The 19,623-nt window shown below is 39.5% G+C and carries 13 protein-coding genes; 10 read left to right on the forward strand and 3 right to left on the reverse strand.

The window, feature by feature from the left end:
* Positions 1-572 precede the first annotated feature (572 nt).
* A complete protein-coding gene (locus IV512_RS15435) occupies positions 573-854 on the reverse strand; it encodes a helix-turn-helix domain-containing protein (protein WP_209404953.1) in 282 nt (93 codons plus the stop codon).
* Positions 855-1,096: 242 nt separating this feature from the next.
* Here IV512_RS15435 and IV512_RS15440 point away from each other — a divergent pair, with 242 nt between their 5' ends.
* The 10 genes from IV512_RS15440 to IV512_RS15485 all read left to right on the forward strand — a co-directional run bounded on the left by IV512_RS15440 (position 1,097) and on the right by IV512_RS15485 (position 16,751).
* Positions 1,097-1,957 carry a type IV toxin-antitoxin system AbiEi family antitoxin gene (locus tag IV512_RS15440; RefSeq protein ID WP_371743305.1) on the forward strand — a complete coding sequence of 287 codons (861 nt, stop codon included), beginning with the start codon at positions 1,097-1,099 and terminating at the stop codon, positions 1,955-1,957.
* 485 nt (positions 1,958-2,442) lie between these two features.
* A complete protein-coding gene (locus IV512_RS15445) occupies positions 2,443-2,907 on the forward strand; it encodes a T9SS type A sorting domain-containing protein (protein ID WP_209404955.1) in 465 nt (154 codons plus the stop codon).
* A 130-nt stretch (positions 2,908-3,037) separates the two neighbouring features.
* On the forward strand, positions 3,038-9,469 hold the full coding sequence (locus tag IV512_RS15450; protein WP_209404957.1) for an FG-GAP-like repeat-containing protein: 6,432 nt from the start codon (positions 3,038-3,040) through the stop codon (positions 9,467-9,469).
* A 13-nt stretch (positions 9,470-9,482) separates the two neighbouring features.
* Positions 9,483-10,019, forward strand: coding sequence for a hypothetical protein (locus IV512_RS15455; RefSeq protein ID WP_209404959.1), 537 nt, complete (start codon positions 9,483-9,485; stop codon positions 10,017-10,019).
* Between the two features lie 28 nt (positions 10,020-10,047).
* A complete protein-coding gene (locus IV512_RS15460) occupies positions 10,048-10,437 on the forward strand; it encodes a hypothetical protein (RefSeq protein WP_209404961.1) in 390 nt (129 codons plus the stop codon).
* Between the two features lie 188 nt (positions 10,438-10,625).
* Positions 10,626-10,754 carry a hypothetical protein gene (locus IV512_RS20075; RefSeq protein WP_371743306.1) on the forward strand — a complete coding sequence of 43 codons (129 nt, stop codon included), beginning with the start codon at positions 10,626-10,628 and terminating at the stop codon, positions 10,752-10,754.
* A gap of 264 nt (positions 10,755-11,018) precedes the next feature.
* On the forward strand, positions 11,019-11,174 hold the full coding sequence (locus tag IV512_RS15470) for a hypothetical protein (protein WP_209404964.1): 156 nt from the start codon (positions 11,019-11,021) through the stop codon (positions 11,172-11,174).
* A 100-nt stretch (positions 11,175-11,274) separates the two neighbouring features.
* Positions 11,275-11,529, forward strand: coding sequence for a hypothetical protein (locus IV512_RS15475; protein WP_209404966.1), 255 nt, complete (start codon positions 11,275-11,277; stop codon positions 11,527-11,529).
* 306 nt (positions 11,530-11,835) lie between these two features.
* Positions 11,836-15,351 carry a VCBS repeat-containing protein gene (locus tag IV512_RS15480; RefSeq protein WP_209404968.1) on the forward strand — a complete coding sequence of 1,172 codons (3,516 nt, stop codon included), beginning with the start codon at positions 11,836-11,838 and terminating at the stop codon, positions 15,349-15,351.
* Between the two features lie 74 nt (positions 15,352-15,425).
* Positions 15,426-16,751 (forward strand): vanadium-dependent haloperoxidase, encoded by a 1,326-nt coding sequence (locus tag IV512_RS15485; protein WP_209404970.1) that lies wholly within the window; start codon positions 15,426-15,428, stop codon positions 16,749-16,751.
* Positions 16,752-16,766: 15 nt separating this feature from the next.
* Here the strand turns inward: IV512_RS15485 and IV512_RS15490 are convergent, their stop codons facing one another.
* Together IV512_RS15490 and IV512_RS15495 are read right to left on the reverse strand one after the other, a co-directional pair.
* The gene (locus IV512_RS15490) at positions 16,767-18,806 is read right to left on the reverse strand and encodes a hypothetical protein (RefSeq protein WP_209404972.1); all 2,040 of its coding nucleotides are present in this window, start codon (positions 18,804-18,806) and stop codon (positions 16,767-16,769) included.
* Positions 18,807-18,862: 56 nt separating this feature from the next.
* Positions 18,863-19,621 carry a ThuA domain-containing protein gene (locus IV512_RS15495; RefSeq protein ID WP_209404974.1) on the reverse strand — a complete coding sequence of 253 codons (759 nt, stop codon included), beginning with the start codon at positions 19,619-19,621 and terminating at the stop codon, positions 18,863-18,865.
* Positions 19,622-19,623: the final 2 nt, after the last annotated feature.

A 19,623-nucleotide genomic window follows, 5' to 3' on the forward strand; every position in this document is an offset into this window, starting at 1 on the left:
TCGATGCTTTTCAGGGCAAAACACTTCGTCAGAAGTAGACAATTCTAGGTTACTTAGAATGCACCTCGCTATCCGTTTCACGGATAAATATAAGCTATAAAATTTGAATTTAAATATCTTATAATCAATTATTTAACTCTTAAAATCATATGAAACCATATGAGATTATTTAAGGCCGATCGGGGAATTTATCTGGTCTAATATGGTGTTTAAAAAATCAAGGAAATACGGAAATATTCAATTTTTTTGTGGGTAGGGGGAAGAAAGGGCAAGCGGCTTTTCCGCCGCTTGTTCTTTTGCGCGGCTCCGAGGGGGTTCGAAAATTTGGAACGCAAAGACCCCGAGTGCGAACTAGTGTAGCGGTTCGCTCGGGAAGTCTTGAAGTGGAAGATTTTTGAACTTCCGCAGGAGCTTGGGAAATGCCTTTCCGAAAAGCCAATAATTAAAAACAAGGTTTATGTTGCTATTTCATTTGTAGATAAACCTCAATATTTAGGGTTTATCCTTTAATGAAATATCATTGGAGAGGATATAGACTTAGATGTTCATAATTTGGTTATAACGCGAAGAAATCAGTTTGTATCAAAAGGTTCTCTGGCATGCGCTTCAAGATAATCGTTGATGGAATCTCGGTCATAAACAATGTGTTTTCGTTCAGGTTGTGCAAACCTGATTTTGCCTTCGTCCCGTAATTTTTGTAAGGTAGTAGATGATTTTATTCTCAGTAGCTGCATCGCTTCTTTTTTGCCAATCCATTTATCAGGAGTATCCATTTCCATTTGAGATTGGACATACTTGAACATCCTATCCAATAGGGTATAAAAAGCTTTTTCTTCGATACAGATAACGTTCATAGATGCCCAATATAGCAAATGATTTTCGGTTTTTCCAAATTTGAAAACACATGTTAATAGATGAAAAGAGATTGCACGGTAGTCTCACTAAATAATTAGAATTACCAATAAAAAAGGGTGGTATCTTCTTGAGAGGTATCACAAATTGTGACACCTTAAATCAAGCAATTCATTTTATTGCACATACACGCTTTTAGCTTTGCTGTTTTATTGGACTGGAACCAACAAGATTGGATTTATTTTTGAAATTTTTTAGTAAAAATTCGAGTTTATACCTAAAATTTGGTACTTTACTCGAAAATTTACTAAAGCTGGATGTATCTGAATACATAAAAGTCTGTCTATCAAGAGAAGAATACTCCTTTACATGGGATGAGCTAAGAGGTGCCATTGATAAACCCGCCTCTGCCATCAAAAAAGAAGTAACTTATTTAACCTCTAAAAAGGAGCTTATTGCCTTACGGCAAAATTTCTATTTGATAATACCCCCAAGGTATGCAACCCAAGGTAAACTTCCCATAGAACTTTACATACACAAATTGTTCAAATATCTCAAAAGGGAATACTATTTGGGTGGATTCTCCGCAGCAAAATTTCATGGGGCATCACATCAACAAATTCAAAAAGAATATGTCTTCACCACAAAGCCAGCTTTATTATCCATCTCAAAAGAAGGTATGGATGTCCGATTTTTTACGCTTTCCAATTGGCCCGAATCGAACATTATCCGTAAAAAATCCGATGCGGGATACTTCAATGTCTCAGACCCGATTTTGACCATAGTTGATCTAATCCATCATCAAACAAAATTTGGCGGTCTAAATAGAATGTTGGCCAATTTTGAAGAGCTTCTAGAAGAAGTGAAAATTCCACATCTACTAGAACTTCTAACATGGTATTCGAATAAAAGTGTTTTACAGCGTTTGGGTTTTCTGATTGAATATTTGCAACCTGAAAGCGAATTGCTTAATCCTATAATGGCTCATTTGGAAAAAAACCGATTTTATCCTGTTTTACTGAACACTTTCGACAAAAGCAAACCCGGGGCAGTTGACAATGGATGGAAAGTAGCTATAAACCTTGAATTGGAAAGCGATCTATGATACCTGTACTGAATAATCCTATCGATTATTATTAGAACAATTGGATTATTAATAAGTGAGAAATATTAGCGACCAAAGCTACCGTCCGAGAAGAATTTTAAACTTAAGATTTTATCCAATTTTACACTTTTTAGTTAAAATTACTTTAACACCGTTCTATCAAAAACACATTATTTGTATTTACCGTAATGAAACAATCATTTTGAAGATATTTTTTATGGAAATTATATTTTTTAGAAGCATGAAAATACAAAATTCACAATAAAAAGACATATTTCATAACTATTTGAACTACAAGTACTTATAAAAAAATATTAACAAATATTTAACATAATGTATTTTATAATTTTGATTTGTAAATCCTTCTTTTAACTACATTTAGCATAACTAATTACATCAGATGTAGTACGTTTCTCTCCTTTGGACATTAGGTCAGCTTTTGGTAAAAGCATGGTGGCCATTCTTTAGACTTTAAATCTGTTCAAATGAAACAAAGATTACTATTGTTGCTCACACTATTCAGTGTCATAGCTTCGGCACAACAAAAATTAAAATTTATCTACGATACAGCCGGCAATCAAATTTTGAGAGATCGGGTGTGCGCTACCTGCCTTAAGGCTATGATGCCAAAGGAATCCGATTCCCTATCATTAGAAGCATTTGATACTGAAATTGAGGTAATGGAAAATATTTCTGAATTGGAAATTATCGCTTATCCTAACCCAGTAACCCAAACTCTGTTCGTAGACTGGTTTCCACACAAAACTTTGTTACCAACACGGATTCAGGTTTTTTCTGTAGAGGGACGTTTAGTAATGGACATCCCAGTAAAGGGTTCCTCTGGCGAAAAAGCTATTGACTTCGGACAGAATCCGCCAGGGCTCTACATGGTCAATGTCTTGTTTGCAAATGGAGAAAAAAGATTCTTTAAGGTCATCCGACAGCAATAAAAAAGGAAATACTTATTAGTAAATATCGGGTTTTTGCTTGTAGCCATTTCCAACTAAGGTTAAATGCAAAATTAATAAAGTAAAAGGGCTTGCTAAACCCAATCCAACAATTCTAAAACACATTACCATTATGATAAAAATTCTACTAGGGGCAATCTGTCTAATATTTCTTAACATGTCTAATGCGCAGACCAATTATCAAGAGGTTGTCTTAGAAAGTACACCAATAAATGTAACAGATCGTGATAGTCAAGAGGGGACTATTCCTAATATTCTTTTACAACCACAGGCCATGCAAAAAATGTCCATAGGTGGAAATGAAATTTCGGAAACGACTGGTGAACTTTCTGTTTCGATGTCAGGAGGTGCCTACTACTCTTTACCCATAGTTGTACCACCAGGAATTAATGGAGTAGTACCAACAATTGCGATATCTTACAATAGCCAGGCTGGTAACGGATTAGCAGGGTATGGATGGAACATATCCGGTCTTTCGGTAATTACTCGTATTGCATCTACTAAGTACCACGATAACAACATTGACCCGGTGGACTTTGACAACTTGGACCGATTCGCTTTGGACGGAGAACGGTTAGTCCTCAAATTGGGTACTTATGGGGCTTCAGGGTCAGTATATGAGACAGAAACATTCTCCAATATCAAGATAGTAGCTAATGGAACTTCAAATTATGGTGCTTCCTACGGACCAGCCTCTTTTACTGTTACCTATCCTGATGGATCCGTTGCTCAATACGGAAATTTGACAAATACTTATTCTCGCTTGGAATATGCTATCTCTTCTTGGCAGAACCCACAAGGCGTGAAAGTTGATTATACATATACCCTTGTCGACAACAACCTTAGCATAAGTACCATCAAATATGGACATAGATCTACTGGAACAGCTCCCAACAGCATTGAGTTTGTTTACAAAACAAGAAAAAGACCTGAACAATCCTATATGGGAGGCCAAGAATTTCGCCGAAAGAACATACTTTCTGAAATACGGGTTAAAACAGGCGCAACTGGGTACCGGAACTATATTTTATCCCATGGTTTCAACACATTGGGCTATGAACGAGTCAATAGTGTTACTGAAAAGAACGGTGACAATTCGTTGAGCTATTCTCCAGTAAACTTTACCTATAATGATACCCAACAAACCTTAACAGGGTCCGGTATTACAACAACGCTAACAGTAAATAATATTGAACAAAGAAATGCTGAAGTGGTATCCCTTGATTATACAGGGAATGGTAAGATGGATTTTATTGTTTATCCATTGAACCGATCAGAACGAAACAAAATATGGGTTTTTGAAGATATACAATCAGGTGCTACGAATATAGGAAGCCAAGTAACGACATCTATATTTGAGAACTTATTCCCAATTTCCTATTTAAATGCTTCAAATAAACTAGACAAAGCACAAGGCTTTGCATTAGTCACACACACTGGAACTAATGAAACTAGGTTCAAGATAAATGGACAAAGTTACTATGGTGCCGCGGCACAGTATTATGAAAAAATATGGAACGCCCCTAGTTATTCTACTACTAGCTATTGTAGCAGTACCCCAACAACAAATCGAGTTCCCATGAGCTACATTTCAGGGGATTTTAATGGTGATGGCCTTTCTGATGTTATCGCAATCAGTAAGTCATATACAAGGAGGAGTTGCGTTCAGCAATCCCCCCCTTGTGATGGACCGCAACCTATTATGGCTTCATCTTCCACGTCCATTTTAATTAATTCCACTTCTGCAAATGCTGTCGCTCCTATAGACGGTTGTTGCGAGTGCACCAGTGCAACGGTTTCTACATCTACTGTTTATTATGTCAATTTGGACAGAAGGATTTCCTCCGGGTTTACTACGACGGCAGGCGCACTTTCTACAACCCTTAAGTCTACCGATAGATTGTTGACTGCTGATGTTAATGGTGATGGTAAAACTGATATCCTTCATATCACCGAGGGCAAAATGTATGCCTATACACTAAGTGCATCCAATTCTTTTACATCGCTATGGACTACCACTGATTCCAGAATCAAAATGGCATATCAGCCTATGCTAGGAGACTACAACGGCGACGGCAAGATCGACATAATGTACCCAACTGCAGCCAATAGTGGTCTATTCACCCTTTTCAGATCTACTGGAACCAGTTTCGTAAAATCAGAAAGTAATTACCCTTTCACCTTTAAATTGTCCCAGGTATCTTCTAGTCCAAGTTCAACTTATAATTTGATACCCACTGATATCAATGGAGATGGTCGTACGGATATACTGGAATATCATACAGTGGCCAATAATAATGGTCTAAATGGCTCCCAGAGCGTGGGCATGTATTTCAATACATTATCTACTGCCTCCGATGTTTCCCCGGCCTTTAGTTATATAACCAGTAAAACTATAAATAGTAATCTGAACCATTTTCCAGTTCCTGTTTACTTGTCCTCGATGAACAAGGCCAACAATAATTTGGATTTTGCAACCATTAGTAACAACCGAGTCTTTTATTTCACCTTTGGTAAGGACAATAGAGAAGACATGTTGCTTCGCAGTATTTCAAATAACGGAATTGTTCAAAATATTACGTATCGAGATATGATGACAACCGAGGTTGGTCTTGATAATATCCCCGTATATTATTCGCTAAGTAATCAGGTTTATCCTTATGTTGACATCGATGTTGGTCGTGGTATTAAACTAGCAGTGGCCATTGATAGGGTGGTAAGTGGAACCACTTCCATAAGAAAAGTGTTTTCATATGAAGGCGCAGTATCACATGAGGATGGCCTTGGTTTTATTGGATTTACAGGTTTGGCACGTAGTGAATGGAACACTGGAAACTCGGACCGGATTTGGACCATTACAAAGCACGATATGGCAAACAGGGGAGCTCTGACTAGTTCCTACATGACTCCATACACTGTCAATTTTTACAGTATACCCTCAGACTATATCGTTAAAACCGCATATGTAAACGCCTCTAGCATTGCACCTAACAAAATGTTCAAACTTTCCAATACTTCCAATGTAATGCAGAACCGATTGGAAGGTACAGCGATATCAACAAGTTACATATATGACACCTATAACAATCCAACGAAGATTACGGTGGATTATTCTGGGCAGGGTAAAAGTGTAAATGATATGACCTATGGTAATAGTACTGGGGCTACATATTATATTGGCAGGCCATTGACCAATAAAATTATAACTACTATAAATGGAAATACTTTTTCATTCGAGGAACAATTCACCTATACAGGGAATTTAATTACCACAAAGAAGACAAAAGGCAATGGGACGCAGTTTGATACCGAAACTTATGTTTATGATGCTTTTGGAAACGTTCTTAAACAAACAAGTACTCCATATGGAACTACTGCCAGGGAGATTAACTTTACATACGATACTTCAGGCCGCTATATGCTCACCAGCAAAAATGTAGAAGGGTTAAGCACTGTTTTAGAATACAATACACTTACTGGAACATTAAAAAAGGAAACGAATCCCTACGGTATTGCTACTCAGTTTTTTTATGACAGTTGGAATAGGTTGACCAAAATTACTGATTATTTGGGAAAAAACTCAAATACAACATATGTAGAGTCTGGATACTCCTACACCGTGACAGCTTCAGGGGATGACGGTGGAAGCACTATTAGTGTTTATGACCCCTTAAAAAGGTTGATCACCGAAAAATACAAAGATGTTCTTGGTCAATGGGTTTCAAAAAGTTATCAGTATGACAAGTTCGACAGACCTTGGAAGGAAAGTGAATCCTACATTGGTTCGGCGGCCAGTCAATGGAATATTATGGAATACGATTTATATGGTCGTCCGAACAAAGGAACTTCATATACCGGAAAAGTAACCAATATAACCTATTCAGGTCAATCGGTGACAGTTAACGACGGTACCAAAACTGTGGTTACCACTAAGAATGCTATGGGTAATATTACCCAAGTGACCGATCCTGGTGGCACCATAACTTACACATATTATGGTAACGGGGCTATGAAAACAAGCACCTATGGGGGCATAACCCTGAATGTGGAACAAGACGGTTGGGGCAGAAAAACCAAGCTTATAGATCCTTCAGCGGGTACATATACGTATTCTTATAACGGTTTTGGGGAACTAGTAAAAGAGACAACGCCAAAGGGGACTACAGACTATACCTTCTCCTCACTTGGAAAGCTTACACAGAAAAAGGTGACCGGTGACAATACCAATATGACTACTTCCTTTACATATGATGGCACCACAAAATTACCTACGAACATAAGTCTAACAAATTCCGATGGTAACAACAGTAATACCGTCATCACCTACGATAGTTACAAAAGGGTAACAGCAACGGTAGAGACCAACACATTTGCTAAATTTAGCAAATGGTTTACCTATGATGCTTTTGGTAGGGTCGCAACTGATGATAGTGAGGCCCGCTTACTTAGTAATAACAAATATAGTAGGGTAAAGGTCAAGAACACTTACGCCAATGGACAGTTAAAAAATATCAATGACAATACCAGTAATGAAGAGTTGTTCAACATTACCGGGTTGAATGCCCGTGGGCAGTTGGTCACGGCTACTATGGGTGTGGGACAAAAGCTTACCAACACGTATGATATTTACGGATACCTGACACAGGCTCTTGCACAAAAGAATGTGACAACAACCCCTCTGGAGGTTATGAAACTTACATTTGGTTTTAATGCACAGAAAGGGGTACTCAACAGTCGTACAAATAGTCTTTTTAGTTGGTCTGAGAGCTTTACCTATGACAGCATGGACCGCCTGCTAACGTTCAACGACAATAATGGCACCAAAAACCAAAATTACGATAGCAAGGGAAGGATAAACACCATCTCCTCATTGGGTACCTTTGCCTATAGTTCCACTAGTTTTCAACAGACCCAATTAACGTTGAACGCAACTGGAGAGGGTTATTATAACAACTATACCTCCCAAAATATCACCTACAATGCTTTTAAAAGCCCGGTTGAAATCAAAGAGAACGGAAAGGAATACTATAGCTTTCAATACAATGATGGTATGGATAGGGCCCATATGTTCTATGGTGATACCCAGACAGACAAGCTTTTGCGCCGCTACCGTAGGCACTACAGCGGAGATGGCAGTATGGAAATTACTTGGGACAAGAATACAGGGAAGACCACTTTTGTAACCTATATGGGTGGGGACGCCTATACCGCCCCAACCATTTATCGTTCTGAGCAGGCCGCTTCTACCAATGCGGAATACCAATACCTGCACAGAGACTATTTGGGCAGTATCCTTGCGATAACCGACAAGAACGGGAATCTAAAAGAGAAAAGGCATTTTGATGCATGGGGAAATATTGTAAAATGGACGAATGGCAGCGGTACGGCAATTACCGGAGGTATGGCAGGAGGTGGTATGTTGGACCGTGGTTACACCGGCCACGAACATCTCTTTGGTGCCAATCTGGTTCATATGAACGGACGTCTATACGACTCTATGCTGCACAGATTCTTAATGCCAGACAATTACATTCAGGACCCATTTAATACACTTAGCTATAATAGATATGGCTACGTATGGAACAACCCGCTAATGCATGTTGACCCTAGTGGTGAAATGGGGGAATTTACCGAGGAGCCCAATCAAGGGTGGTTCAGCAAGTTCCTTAGTCTTCCATATGTTAGTTGGACCACTGGGGTAATTGGAATCTATGAAAGCTTTTTTGGCCCCATTAATTGGGATAATGTTGGCGATGCCATTGCTAGACCCTTCAGGGAGGCAGGGCGCTGGTACGAAAAGAACATTGGCAAGCCAGCCAATAGATGGTTCAACAAACACATAAAAGGGCCAATAGACGATTTCTTTGATTGGGTTCATGGTAGAAGCGGAAGAGGCTCTGCACCACCTTTGGTAGCCCACGCAATGGAAGTACCCTCCCCATCAACGAATGTACAGAGTAATTTGCCTACCTTTAGCGTGTCTGGTAACGAAGGTGGATTAGGTATATCGACTGGTGATGTGCTACGTACCGGTGCCGACTTTGTACCCTTTGTGGGTAGTGGCCTCGATATTTATGAAGGCATACGTGACGGTGATGGGTGGCAGGTTGCCATGGGTGCGGGCTTTTTAGTGTTGGACGTTTTCACCCTTGGATCCGCTTCTGTTGTAAAAGGGGCTGTCAAGACCGGGGTTAAGGTTGGGACCAAATCCTTGGCAAAAGGAGCTGTTAAGGAAGGTACTCAGGGTGGATTGAATCTTTTCAAGTGGGGAGCTCCTCAAACTGGTAAAAATGTTGGATGGAGGACAGGAGATTATATGCTTCATTTACCAAACAAAGGAACCCCGAAATTAAACTGGAAAGCCAATTACGGTGCGTTACGAAGAGAAATGGGTTTAGGTAAGCCTATCTTCGATTCTTATAGATTACCGAATGGAAATCTGATACCTACAAAAGGGTTCTTAAATGCTGAAAGATCAATTCTTCAAGGTAGAGGATGGATTTATAGCCCAAGTAATGGGGCATGGATGCCACCGGGATTTTAAACAAAACTTATACATGGAATTTCATAAACTTATATCAGAAAAGCTTAGCCCATTATTTGAAGAATATGGGTTTAAATTAACTGGCAAATCAAATTATACTGTTAATTATAAAGCGGGTAATTTGGTTATTGAAATTGTTCATAACCCACGCGAAAATTCAAATACTCTTTGGTTTGGTAGAGATGGTTTTCAAGAAGTTGAGATTGATAATCAAGTGATGAAGGAATTTTTCAAATCCGATTTGAAACTTAGTAATCTACCTCAAGAGACTTTTGTAAATAATGTATTCTTATTCTTTGTAGGTGATGGTATTGGATTACTAAGTGGGAATGAATCGGATGTGATTAGCCTTGAAAAGTTCAACAAGAAAAGAAGTGATGAATTCACTGAGAATTTAATAAATAAAAAGTTTTTGGATGCAGCTAATAAAGCCTGGAAAGAAGGCAATTACTTTGATGTGGTCAGGCATTTGCAAAAAGTAAATGAAGAGAGCCTGACAACTTCTTTAAAGCAGAAATATAAAATTGCTCAAAAGCGGCTTAGTAATTAAATCAAAGTCATCTTCGAGTTCAAAAACTATGATAGAAGGAGAAGAATATGTAGAATTGGTAAAAAGGTTTTATTCCTTTCTTGAAACTGATTTTAACTTTACTAAAGTAAATGAAACTATAAATGGCAATGCCTTTTATGATGTGGAGTTTAGGAATAAGGAACGAATAATATCTATTTCGTACGAAAATATTGAAGACCATTTGGAAGTTATTGTCTTTATCCTGGAGAATGGCAAAATGCCAGACTATGACGACAAAACGAAAACTTTACATTTAAAACAGATTAACAGGTTTGCAATTGAAAAAGCTAGTAAGGATAAAATCAATTTTAACATTTTATACTTTGCCAAGTACAATGCAAAGAATGAAATAGAAAGGAGGCTATTAAAGAAGCCAGGGAACTTCGATTATACCTGAAATACTTTAGTTAGTTATTCAAAAAACTCAAAGCTCAGAAAAATTTTCTGAGCTTTGTTTACATGGTATGTTGCCGGAAATTATAAGCTTGAAATTCGGCTAGAGTACACCTCAACAGAAAGGTGACTGCTGGTTGATTACCATTTGTGTTTGATTCTTGGTTATGAATACATTTGTTCTTAGTTGGGGTGTCGTATAATCCACGAGCTATGCAGACAGGGCAAAGACAACTTCAAATGTATATGAAAGAATTAAAGTCGATGCCTCGTTATAAAGGTATTCAGTGGAAAACCGTTTTAGATGTTTATGGATTATGAATAGTAAAGAATTTAAAAAAACATTTAACACAACAGCCAAATCCTATGGATTTGAGTATGTTTTTGATGGCTCGAAGCTATTGTAGTGCTCGATTTGCAGAAGTCCAAATTTGGCGATTATTATGAATTGAACATTAAGATTTACATTCAAGGCATATTTGGAATAGACTACAAAAGAAATAAAAAATTAGTCAAAAGGATACTGGGGATATATTTAGAAAACAACCAAATGAATATAAATCAATTTTTGATTTTGAAAATGAAATGGAAGAAACTAAAAGAAAAGATTTTCTAGATAACCTTTTTAAGGAATTTATAGTTCCATTTACGACTAAAGCTCTATCAAGATCCGGAATTATTCAATTGGCAAAGGTAGGTGAAGTTACCTTGTTAGCAGCTGTTGAAGAAGAATTAGCGTAATCAAAAGACCGCCACGGGTTTTTTTTGTTTTGAAATTATGACAGTTTACGCATTTACGCAGTGGCCTCGATATTTATGAAGGCATACGTGACGGTGATGGGTGGCAGGTAGCCATGGGAATTGGTTTCATAGTTCTGGATGTATTGCTTCTGTTTTCAAAGGGGCTGTAAAGACCGGGGTTAAGGTTGGTGCAAAATCTTTGGCAAAAGGAGCCGCAAAAGAGGGAAGTAAATATTTATATCATTATACAAGTAAAAAAGCAGCACAAAGTATATCTCAGCAAGGTTTGAAAGTCGGACGAGATGGCTTTTCATACCTTACAAACAAAGGAAATCTATCGCCTTTGCAAGCTTAAATAGAATTGGCACTTCATGCAAATAGAGCTTTACCAAACTCAATTTTACGTGTTGATGAAACAGGATTAAGTCCTTCACTTATAAGAAGAGTATCTGGTAACTTACCTGGCTATGGTGCTGGTGATGGAACCGGATTATAAAACCTATAGAATTTCAGTTTTGAACCAAATTGTTGAACAATAGAATCAATATGTAAAGTTTCTATTGATACCAAAAGCTATTTTTATTTTTCTCGATTTAACTACAGATTTTGCCAATAAAGGTTTTTTTATATCTGCCTGTTGTTGACAAGAAAACTCAAACTAATGAAAACTAACTATCAACTCAGACTACTAATGGTCATGTTGCTGGCCCCCTATTTTATTTGGTGTCAAGACAGCAACACCCTTTTCAAACTGCATTCGGCAAACCGTACCGGAATTGAATTCAATAATTTATTGACGGAAAGCGATACCCTCAATATTCTTAACCAGGCGAATATTTATAATGGAGGAGGTATCGGTGTGGGCGATTTTAATAATGACGGACTTATTGATGCCTATTTTGCCGGCAACATGGTTTCAAACAAGCTCTACCTCAACCAAGGAAATTTTAATTTCAAGGATGTTACTAAAGAGGCACTCGTTGATGGGCAAGGCCATTGGAGTACGGGAATTTCAGTAGTCGATATCAATGCCGATGGCTGGCTAGACATTTATGTCGCGGCTTCATTTAGAAATGACCCCGAACGCAGAACCAACCTCTTGTATATCAATAAAGGAACCAACAAAAAGGGAATTCCCATTTTTGAAGAGTCGGCCAAATCTTACGGGTTGGACGATGATGGATATAGTACACAAGGCTATTTTTTTGACTACGATCAAGATGGTGATTTAGACATGTATCTGGTCACCAATGAAATTTATGATTCTCGCACCCCCATTCGCTATCGGGCGAAATTGACCGACGGTTCTGCAAAAAATACAGATCGCCTTTACCGAAACAACGGAGACCATACGTTTACCAATGTCTCGAAAAATGCAGGAATCACCATAGAAGGATGGGGGCATGCCGCTAACATCAGTGATTTTAACGGCGACGGATGGCCCGATATTTATGTCGCAAACGATTTTGTATCGAACGACCTACTCTATATCAATAATCAAGATAATACTTTTACCAATCAGTTAGACAACTATTTCAAGCACACGGCATGGAATGCTATGGGTACCGACGTAGTCGATTTCAACAATGACGGCTTTCCCGATGTTATTTCATTGGAGATGCTTCCTGAGAACAATCTTCGTAAAAAACGAATGCTGAGCGGTAATGAGTATTACAATTACATCAACAACCAACAGTACAGCTACAACTACCAATATGTACGCAATGTGCTTCAGTTGAGCAGCGGGCCTACCCCTAACGGCCACCCTGTATTTACTGATCAGGCATTTATGTCAGGTATTTACCAAACCGATTGGAGCTGGTGCCCGCTTGCTGCGGATTTTGATAATGACGGTTATAAAGACCTCATCATAACCAATGGATTGCCTAAAGACGTCACTGATCTTGATTACATAGCCTATGAAAGCGGGCAAACAGCAGGGGCACAGAGTTACACTCTTGAAATGACCGACCGCTTACCCGTAGTTAAATTGGCCAATTACTCCTTTAAAAATATCGATGGTTCCAGATTTGAAAATACTTCTAAAAAATGGGGGCTAAATCAAAAGTCATTTTCAAATGGTGGGGTCTATGCCGACCTTGATAATGATGGTGACCTTGATGTTTTAGTAAATAATATAAATGACACCGCATTTGTCTATGAAAATACCTTGAATGTTTCAGACGGGCATGTATCGGTATCCATTAAAGGCCCGGCCAACAATCCTGATGGTTATGGGGCATCCATAAAGGTATACTCCAACGGTAAAATGCAATATTTTGAGCATTACCCAATCAGGGGCTATCTGTCCACCCATGACTCTAGAATTCATCTAGGTATCGGCAACGCGGCCCAGGTTGATTCTTTGCGGGTACAGTGGCCCGATGGAAAATCCCAAGTTTTAAGCAACATCGTTAAGAATCAGATTACGGTTGATTATTCGAATGCGACATCCACTAAAGAAAGTAAGCCTTCTTTTGACAACTCCATTTTCTCCGACGCTTCTTCCGAACATCAATTGGTTTACACCCCAAAAGAAACAGACTTTTCAGACTTCAATATTCAGCCAACCATTCCGCATAAATTAAGTCAATATGGGCCGGGCATTGCCGTGGGCGATATTGACGGTAACGGTCATGATGACCTATATATTGGCGGTTCTTCCGATAACCCGGGAGTGTTCTTTATACAAAATAGTGACGGTACATTTATAAAAGATGCCAATCGTTTCTCGCAAAAAGAAGACATTCTTTATGAAGATATGGGCGTACTTTTTTTCGATGCCGACAACGACAACGACTTTGACCTTTACCTAGTTAGTGGCAGCTACGAAATACCTGCAAGGCACGAAATCAGCAATGACCGCTTTTTTCTTAATGATGGTAAAGGTTACTTTACACGGGCCAATAACCTTCCTAAAGATTTCACCAATGGATCTTGTGTAAAAGCCGCTGATTTTGATGGGGATGGTGACCTTGACCTTTTTATAGGCGGTAGAGTAGTTTCAGCAGCCTATCCACAGGCACCGGAAAGCTTTTTATTCCGTAATGATAACGGTCAGTTTGTTGATGTAACCGAGACTTATAGCCCTAAATTGAAACGCATCGGAATGGTTACGGATGCAATGTGGAGCGATTTTGACATGGATGGAAAACCGGACCTTATCTTGGCCGGTGAGTGGATGCCCATTACCTTTTTCAAAAATACAGGAGACTCGCTGGTCCAAATAAAAACGGGCATCGAAGACCGCAAAGGCTGGTGGAACAGCTTAGTAGCCGGCGATTTTGACAATGACGGTGACATGGATTATGTAGCCGGAAACTTAGGGCTCAACACAAATTATGAAGCTACCCCAGAAGAACCGATGACCATCATTGCTAAAGACATGGATAAAAATGGATCTTTTGATGGAACCGTTTTTTGTTATATGATGGGCGACGATGGAATACGCAAACCTTATCCGATACCATCACGTGACGATTTGGTGGGTCAGGTAGTCAGCATGAGAAAAAAATTTCCTACCTATACCTCATACGGTATGGCCGAAATGGATCAACTTTGGACGGAAGTCCAAAAAGAAGGAGCCATCATTTTAGAGGCCAACGAAATGAGAACCTCCTTTATTGAAAACAAGGGCAATGGTCAATTCGCCATGTCTCCCTTACCCAATGAAGCACAAGCGGCACCAATTTATGGTATGATGGCCGAAGATATTAACGAAGATGGTTATTTGGATATACTTATGGTCGGCAACGATTACGGAATGGATCCCTACAGCGGTCGCCACGATGCCTTTAACGGCCTATGCTTATTGGGTTCCAAAAATTCAGGGTTTCAACCCATGCAGTTGCAAAACTCCGGATTTTATGTAAAGGGTGATGCCAAAGGGTTGGCCAAGGTACATATAGCTGACCAAAAAGACCTTTATGTTGCAACCCAAAACCAAGATGAGCTTATTGTATTGCAAAAAGATTCAAATAAAACCAAGAATTGGGTACATATTCAACCCGACGATTTTTCTGCCGATATTTGGTTTAAAGATGGCCGTCGCAGAAGGGTTGAATTTCAATATGGATCTAGCTACCTTTCGCAATCTTCAAGAACACTACCTTTAGAAGAAGGTGTTACCAAAATTACCATTACCAATTTTAAAGGAGAAAAAAGAGAGGCCCTGTAGTCAGAATTCCTACTAACCCAAATTTAACGAACTAGTTACACCGCTTAGGCGGTTTTAAAGACAAAACCCCACAAATGAAAAGATTAAGTTTATTGGCTATTTTAATGATGCTGACCGTTTCTTCGAAACCTCCGGTCAATTACAAGAAACTTTCTGCCAGTGAAGAAGCCGATTATTTGCATCGGGCCGTTAAACAGGTTACCGATGTAATGGTGTACGATATATATTCGCCACCCGTGACCAGCAGAACGTATGCCTATGTTTCGGTAGCTGCCTACGAAACCCTTATTCAGGATAATAAAAAATATGTATCAATGGCCGGCCAGCTTCATGGTCTTGAAGCCTTCCCTTCTTTGGATAAGGATAAAAAATACGACCTTACGCTAGCCGCGGTTCACGCGGTTCTCACCACAGGTAAGGCCTTTGTCATCTCCGAAGAACGCATAGATACTTTTGAAAAGGAATTGTTAGCGGAAATCAAAGAAAATGGTATTCCGCAGAAAATATTCGATAATTCTATTGCCTACGGAGACATGGTAGCAAAACACGTTCTTCAATGGTCCGCAAAAGACAAATATTCCCAGATCAGGTCAATGCCCGATTATAGCGTAAAAAGTGGCGAAGGCTACTGGAAACCCACGCCTCCCGCTTACATGAAGGCCATTGAACCCAACTGGAATAAACTTAGAACCTTTATGATCGACTCTGCAGAGCAATTTAAGCCTGTAGCTCCCCCAGCTTTTTCACGTGACAGTACCAGTTTGTTTTACAAAGATGTCATTGATGTTTATGAGCAAGTGAAAAACAATACGCCCGAAGAAAATGAGATTGCCAATTTTTGGGACTGTAACCCTTTTAAAATGAACGTACGAGGGCATGTTATGTTCGCCACCAAAAAGATTTCGCCTAACGGACATTGGATGAACATTACCTCTTTGGTCTGCAAAAAAGCCAAGGCCTCTGCCGTAGAATCAGCGGAAGCCTATGCTTCATTGGCGGTCACCCTAGCCGATTGCTTCATCAGTTGTTGGGATGAAAAATACCGCAGTTCGGTCATCAGGCCAGAAACTTATATCAATCAATACATCGACCCGAACTGGTTACCGGTACTCCAGACCCCTCCATTTCCTGAATATACTAGTGGTCACAGTGTAGTGTCTTCTGGAGCGGCTATTATTTTGACCAAACTTTTCGGAGAGAATTTTGAATTTGCAGATTCTACAGAAGAAGAGTTCGGCCTGCCTACGCGCCATTTTAAATCGTTCAGAGATGCTGCTAACGAGGCGGCCATCAGTCGTTTTTATGGAGGAATACATTATATGCCTGCTATCGCCAACGGTCAAGATGAAGGTTTTGCCATTGGGGAGTATTACGCTGTCAACTTAAACACTCGACACTAGTTTTTAAAAATGGATTCAATCCTTTAAATAAACCGTTTGGGTAAAAGCGCCGTTGGCAGCTACATCCCAAACCTCAATACGAACCCACTTTCTGTTTTTGAGTTCTGCCTCAAAGCTGAATTTATCAGTTCCGAAGGCATTGGTATGGTTCATATCAATACGCTCCCTAAAAACCGAATTGCCATCACCAGAGATAATCTCAATAAAATTTAGAGGGAAAGTCCAATCCAGCTCCAAATCTATCTTAGCTTCCCCATTTTTTAATTGCAATGACTCTCCCGATTCTTTTCCATCTACCTTGAAGGCAGGTATGCGAATCTCTCCCGTTGTAGAAAAGAAACTGCCCTGGCTAAGTTGGTCCAGTACATTGCCCCATCCTTCCGAGAAACTAGGCAAATTTGGCATCTTAAGATAGTTGACATTCATATGGGCATACATTTCGTTCTCAAATGATATAGTGAACAAATCGGCTTCCGCCAACACCTTTTTTTGGTGTCCCCAATTGTTCATATCATCCAATAGGTCAAGCACTCGTAAACCAAGTTTGGGTGTCGACAAATCTGCGGGCATGGCTTTCCAAGCACCTCCCAAAAAGCGATCCGATTTAAAAAAAGTTTCGTTTTTGTATGCATCAGGGTAACCCGTTGAGCCCTTTATTCTTGGATGGGCCGTCCAGACCAATCCGTTTTCCAATTCCAATAATTTCAACATTTCGTCACTATTGCCAATTCGGTAGACCTTTCCGAAATCTGGCACTTCACTTACGAAAGGCTGGTCTTCGCTTCTGGCCATAATCCAATAGACCGGTTTGGGGAAAAAAGCCATGTAATGTCCTCCTAAAAACTCATTAGGTTCTTCACCCGGCAACAGCAAAAACTCATCATCCGACCATCTTTCTCCCATATCGAACAAAGCCTTTAGTTCCTGCAATCTCAAACTATCGGGCCCCTGTGGATGTGCCGTGTAATGAAATTCGCCCAAGTGAACGATATCAACCCCCATATCTTTAAAGACATCAACAAATTCGGGTTTCTCAGGAACTTCTTTGCCCGCCCTGACTACGTTTATAATAAACTCATTGTGAAAATGGCTTGAAAGGGTCTTATGATTTTCCAATGGACGATAGGTATCGCCATTCGTGAATTTCTTGATTTCTTCCAAGACCGTTTCGGGAGATTCAGAACCTAGGTACGCAAAGAAATTAAGTCGTTGTTCTGACTTCGGGGGCGCATTGAACCAAGGTACAAACCTATTGTCTCCATCAGGTTCGTGCCTGATCCCGACACCAAACTTACCCACCATATCTCTATAATTTTTACCATGCCAGACCGATTTGAGATTGAAGGCTTCATCTAAGGGATAGAAATACTGATGTGGTGGAGGAAAAATGGCTAGCGCTCCTTTTTCGCCATGTGCAAGAGCAGTTCTAAATTTGACCGCCTTATTGGTTGCAGAGTCGATTTGAACCTCTGCTGTTTCAAATCTTGAATTTGCATTATCGAGATACGAAACGTTGGTTGCACTTTCAAATGTTAAACCCGCATCGTACAAAACAGCCTTGGCATTCTCATCGGTAGAAATTACGGCAGCTATATTAAAAAGTGGAATACCGTTGTATATAGTCAACTCGAGCTTTCCGCTGAAAGACGGTGAGGTAATCTCAGAAATAGAAACAACAGTTCTATTAGCGTTTTTTGATACCTCAACACTCTTCTTGTTTAATTTAAGTACATGAGATTCATAGGGGCGGGTATGTACCTTATCGAAAAAAATAGTCCAACCATTTTCTGGTTTAAGCGTTCGGCTTCCCTCATTTAATAAAAATACAGGATCTGCCGATTCCGCGATACTAGTCCTCTTTCCGCTGTCTAAAATAGAAAGTTCACTGAATAAAGGCTTGTCATTATCGAAATTCAGATTCAGTTCTGCAATCGAGCCATTTTTCAACGGCCATGATAACAACAAGCCTTCTTTTGTTCTGGTAACATCGGTATTATTCGCCACTTGATTTTTCGGCAATTGAATTTGTATTTGGGCATGCATTGAAAATGCCATCCAACAAATACTCAAGCATATAAACTTTTTAACCAACATTACCATTCCAGCCAATTTTACTTATTCAACCAATTAAGGCTATTCTTCAATAAAGTTTGATACGCCTGTAAATCGTGGGCTCTTTCATCATGCCCCAACGTATTGCCTACAATTTTTGCCTTTGGATGTTTTACTACCCAAACCACAGGAAATTCTTCACCTGACTCTAAACCTTTACCAATGGCCAAGACCTCGACATCTGTTCCGGCAGGGTCTTTTTCCCAACGATAAAGTTCATCTACAATTCTAAAAGTAGCCGGAACGTCTTTCATAATAGGATGCTCCGGTTTGGTGACAATCACTTCAAACTCTTGCAGTTCTTCATGTGAGCGTGATCCGCCACCTACCAACTCTTTATTGTATTTGGGCCAATCTTCCCAATTGTACCATGTACTCGGGTGGTAGATTAGCATATCGAGTTTACCACTTTCTACATTTGAAAAAATGGATTCTTGAACCTCGCTACTCAAAGGTTTGTTGTTGGTCAGCATAAGCACATCAACAACTGGAACCAAAGAAGCTATTTCCGCCATATCTTCGGAATAGACTACAGTATTTCTGCCATTGTCACTCATGATTTTTCCATCAGTTTTTCCGAAGAACTTTAAAAAATCATGGGATCCGCCTCCTCCGGTAATAGCAATTTTACTGGCCTTCTTATTATTGGCTATGTAATGCCCCTTTGCAGCATCAGTAGCATATTCTTTTGGCAGTTCTTGCGTCTTACAACCGACGGCCATCGTCAATGTAGCAAGACCTAATAGTATGTTTCTCATTT

This window comes from Pseudozobellia sp. WGM2, from assembly GCF_017810075.1.
Classification (GTDB): Bacteria; Bacteroidota; Bacteroidia; order Flavobacteriales; family Flavobacteriaceae; genus JADNYK01.

Bases quoted from the DNA above. Each gene is read 5' to 3' on its own strand.
- IV512_RS15445 (WP_209404955.1), top strand. From the start codon at position 2,443: ATGAAACAAAGATTACTATTGTTGCTCACACTATTCAGTGTCATAGCT.
- IV512_RS15435 (WP_209404953.1), bottom strand. From the start codon at position 854: ATGAACGTTATCTGTATCGAAGAAAAAGCTTTTTATACCCTATTGGAT.
- IV512_RS15490 (WP_209404972.1), bottom strand. From the start codon at position 18,806: ATGGCATTTTCAATGCATGCCCAAATACAAATTCAATTGCCGAAAAAT.
- IV512_RS15460 (WP_209404961.1), top strand. From the start codon at position 10,048: ATGATAGAAGGAGAAGAATATGTAGAATTGGTAAAAAGGTTTTATTCC.
- IV512_RS15455 (WP_209404959.1), top strand. From the start codon at position 9,483: ATGGAATTTCATAAACTTATATCAGAAAAGCTTAGCCCATTATTTGAA.
- IV512_RS15485 (WP_209404970.1), top strand. From the start codon at position 15,426: ATGAAAAGATTAAGTTTATTGGCTATTTTAATGATGCTGACCGTTTCT.
- IV512_RS15470 (WP_209404964.1), top strand. From the start codon at position 11,019: ATGGAAGAAACTAAAAGAAAAGATTTTCTAGATAACCTTTTTAAGGAA.
- IV512_RS15480 (WP_209404968.1), top strand. From the start codon at position 11,836: ATGAAAACTAACTATCAACTCAGACTACTAATGGTCATGTTGCTGGCC.
- IV512_RS15450 (WP_209404957.1), top strand. From the start codon at position 3,038: ATGATAAAAATTCTACTAGGGGCAATCTGTCTAATATTTCTTAACATG.
- IV512_RS15495 (WP_209404974.1), bottom strand. From the start codon at position 19,621: ATGAGAAACATACTATTAGGTCTTGCTACATTGACGATGGCCGTCGGT.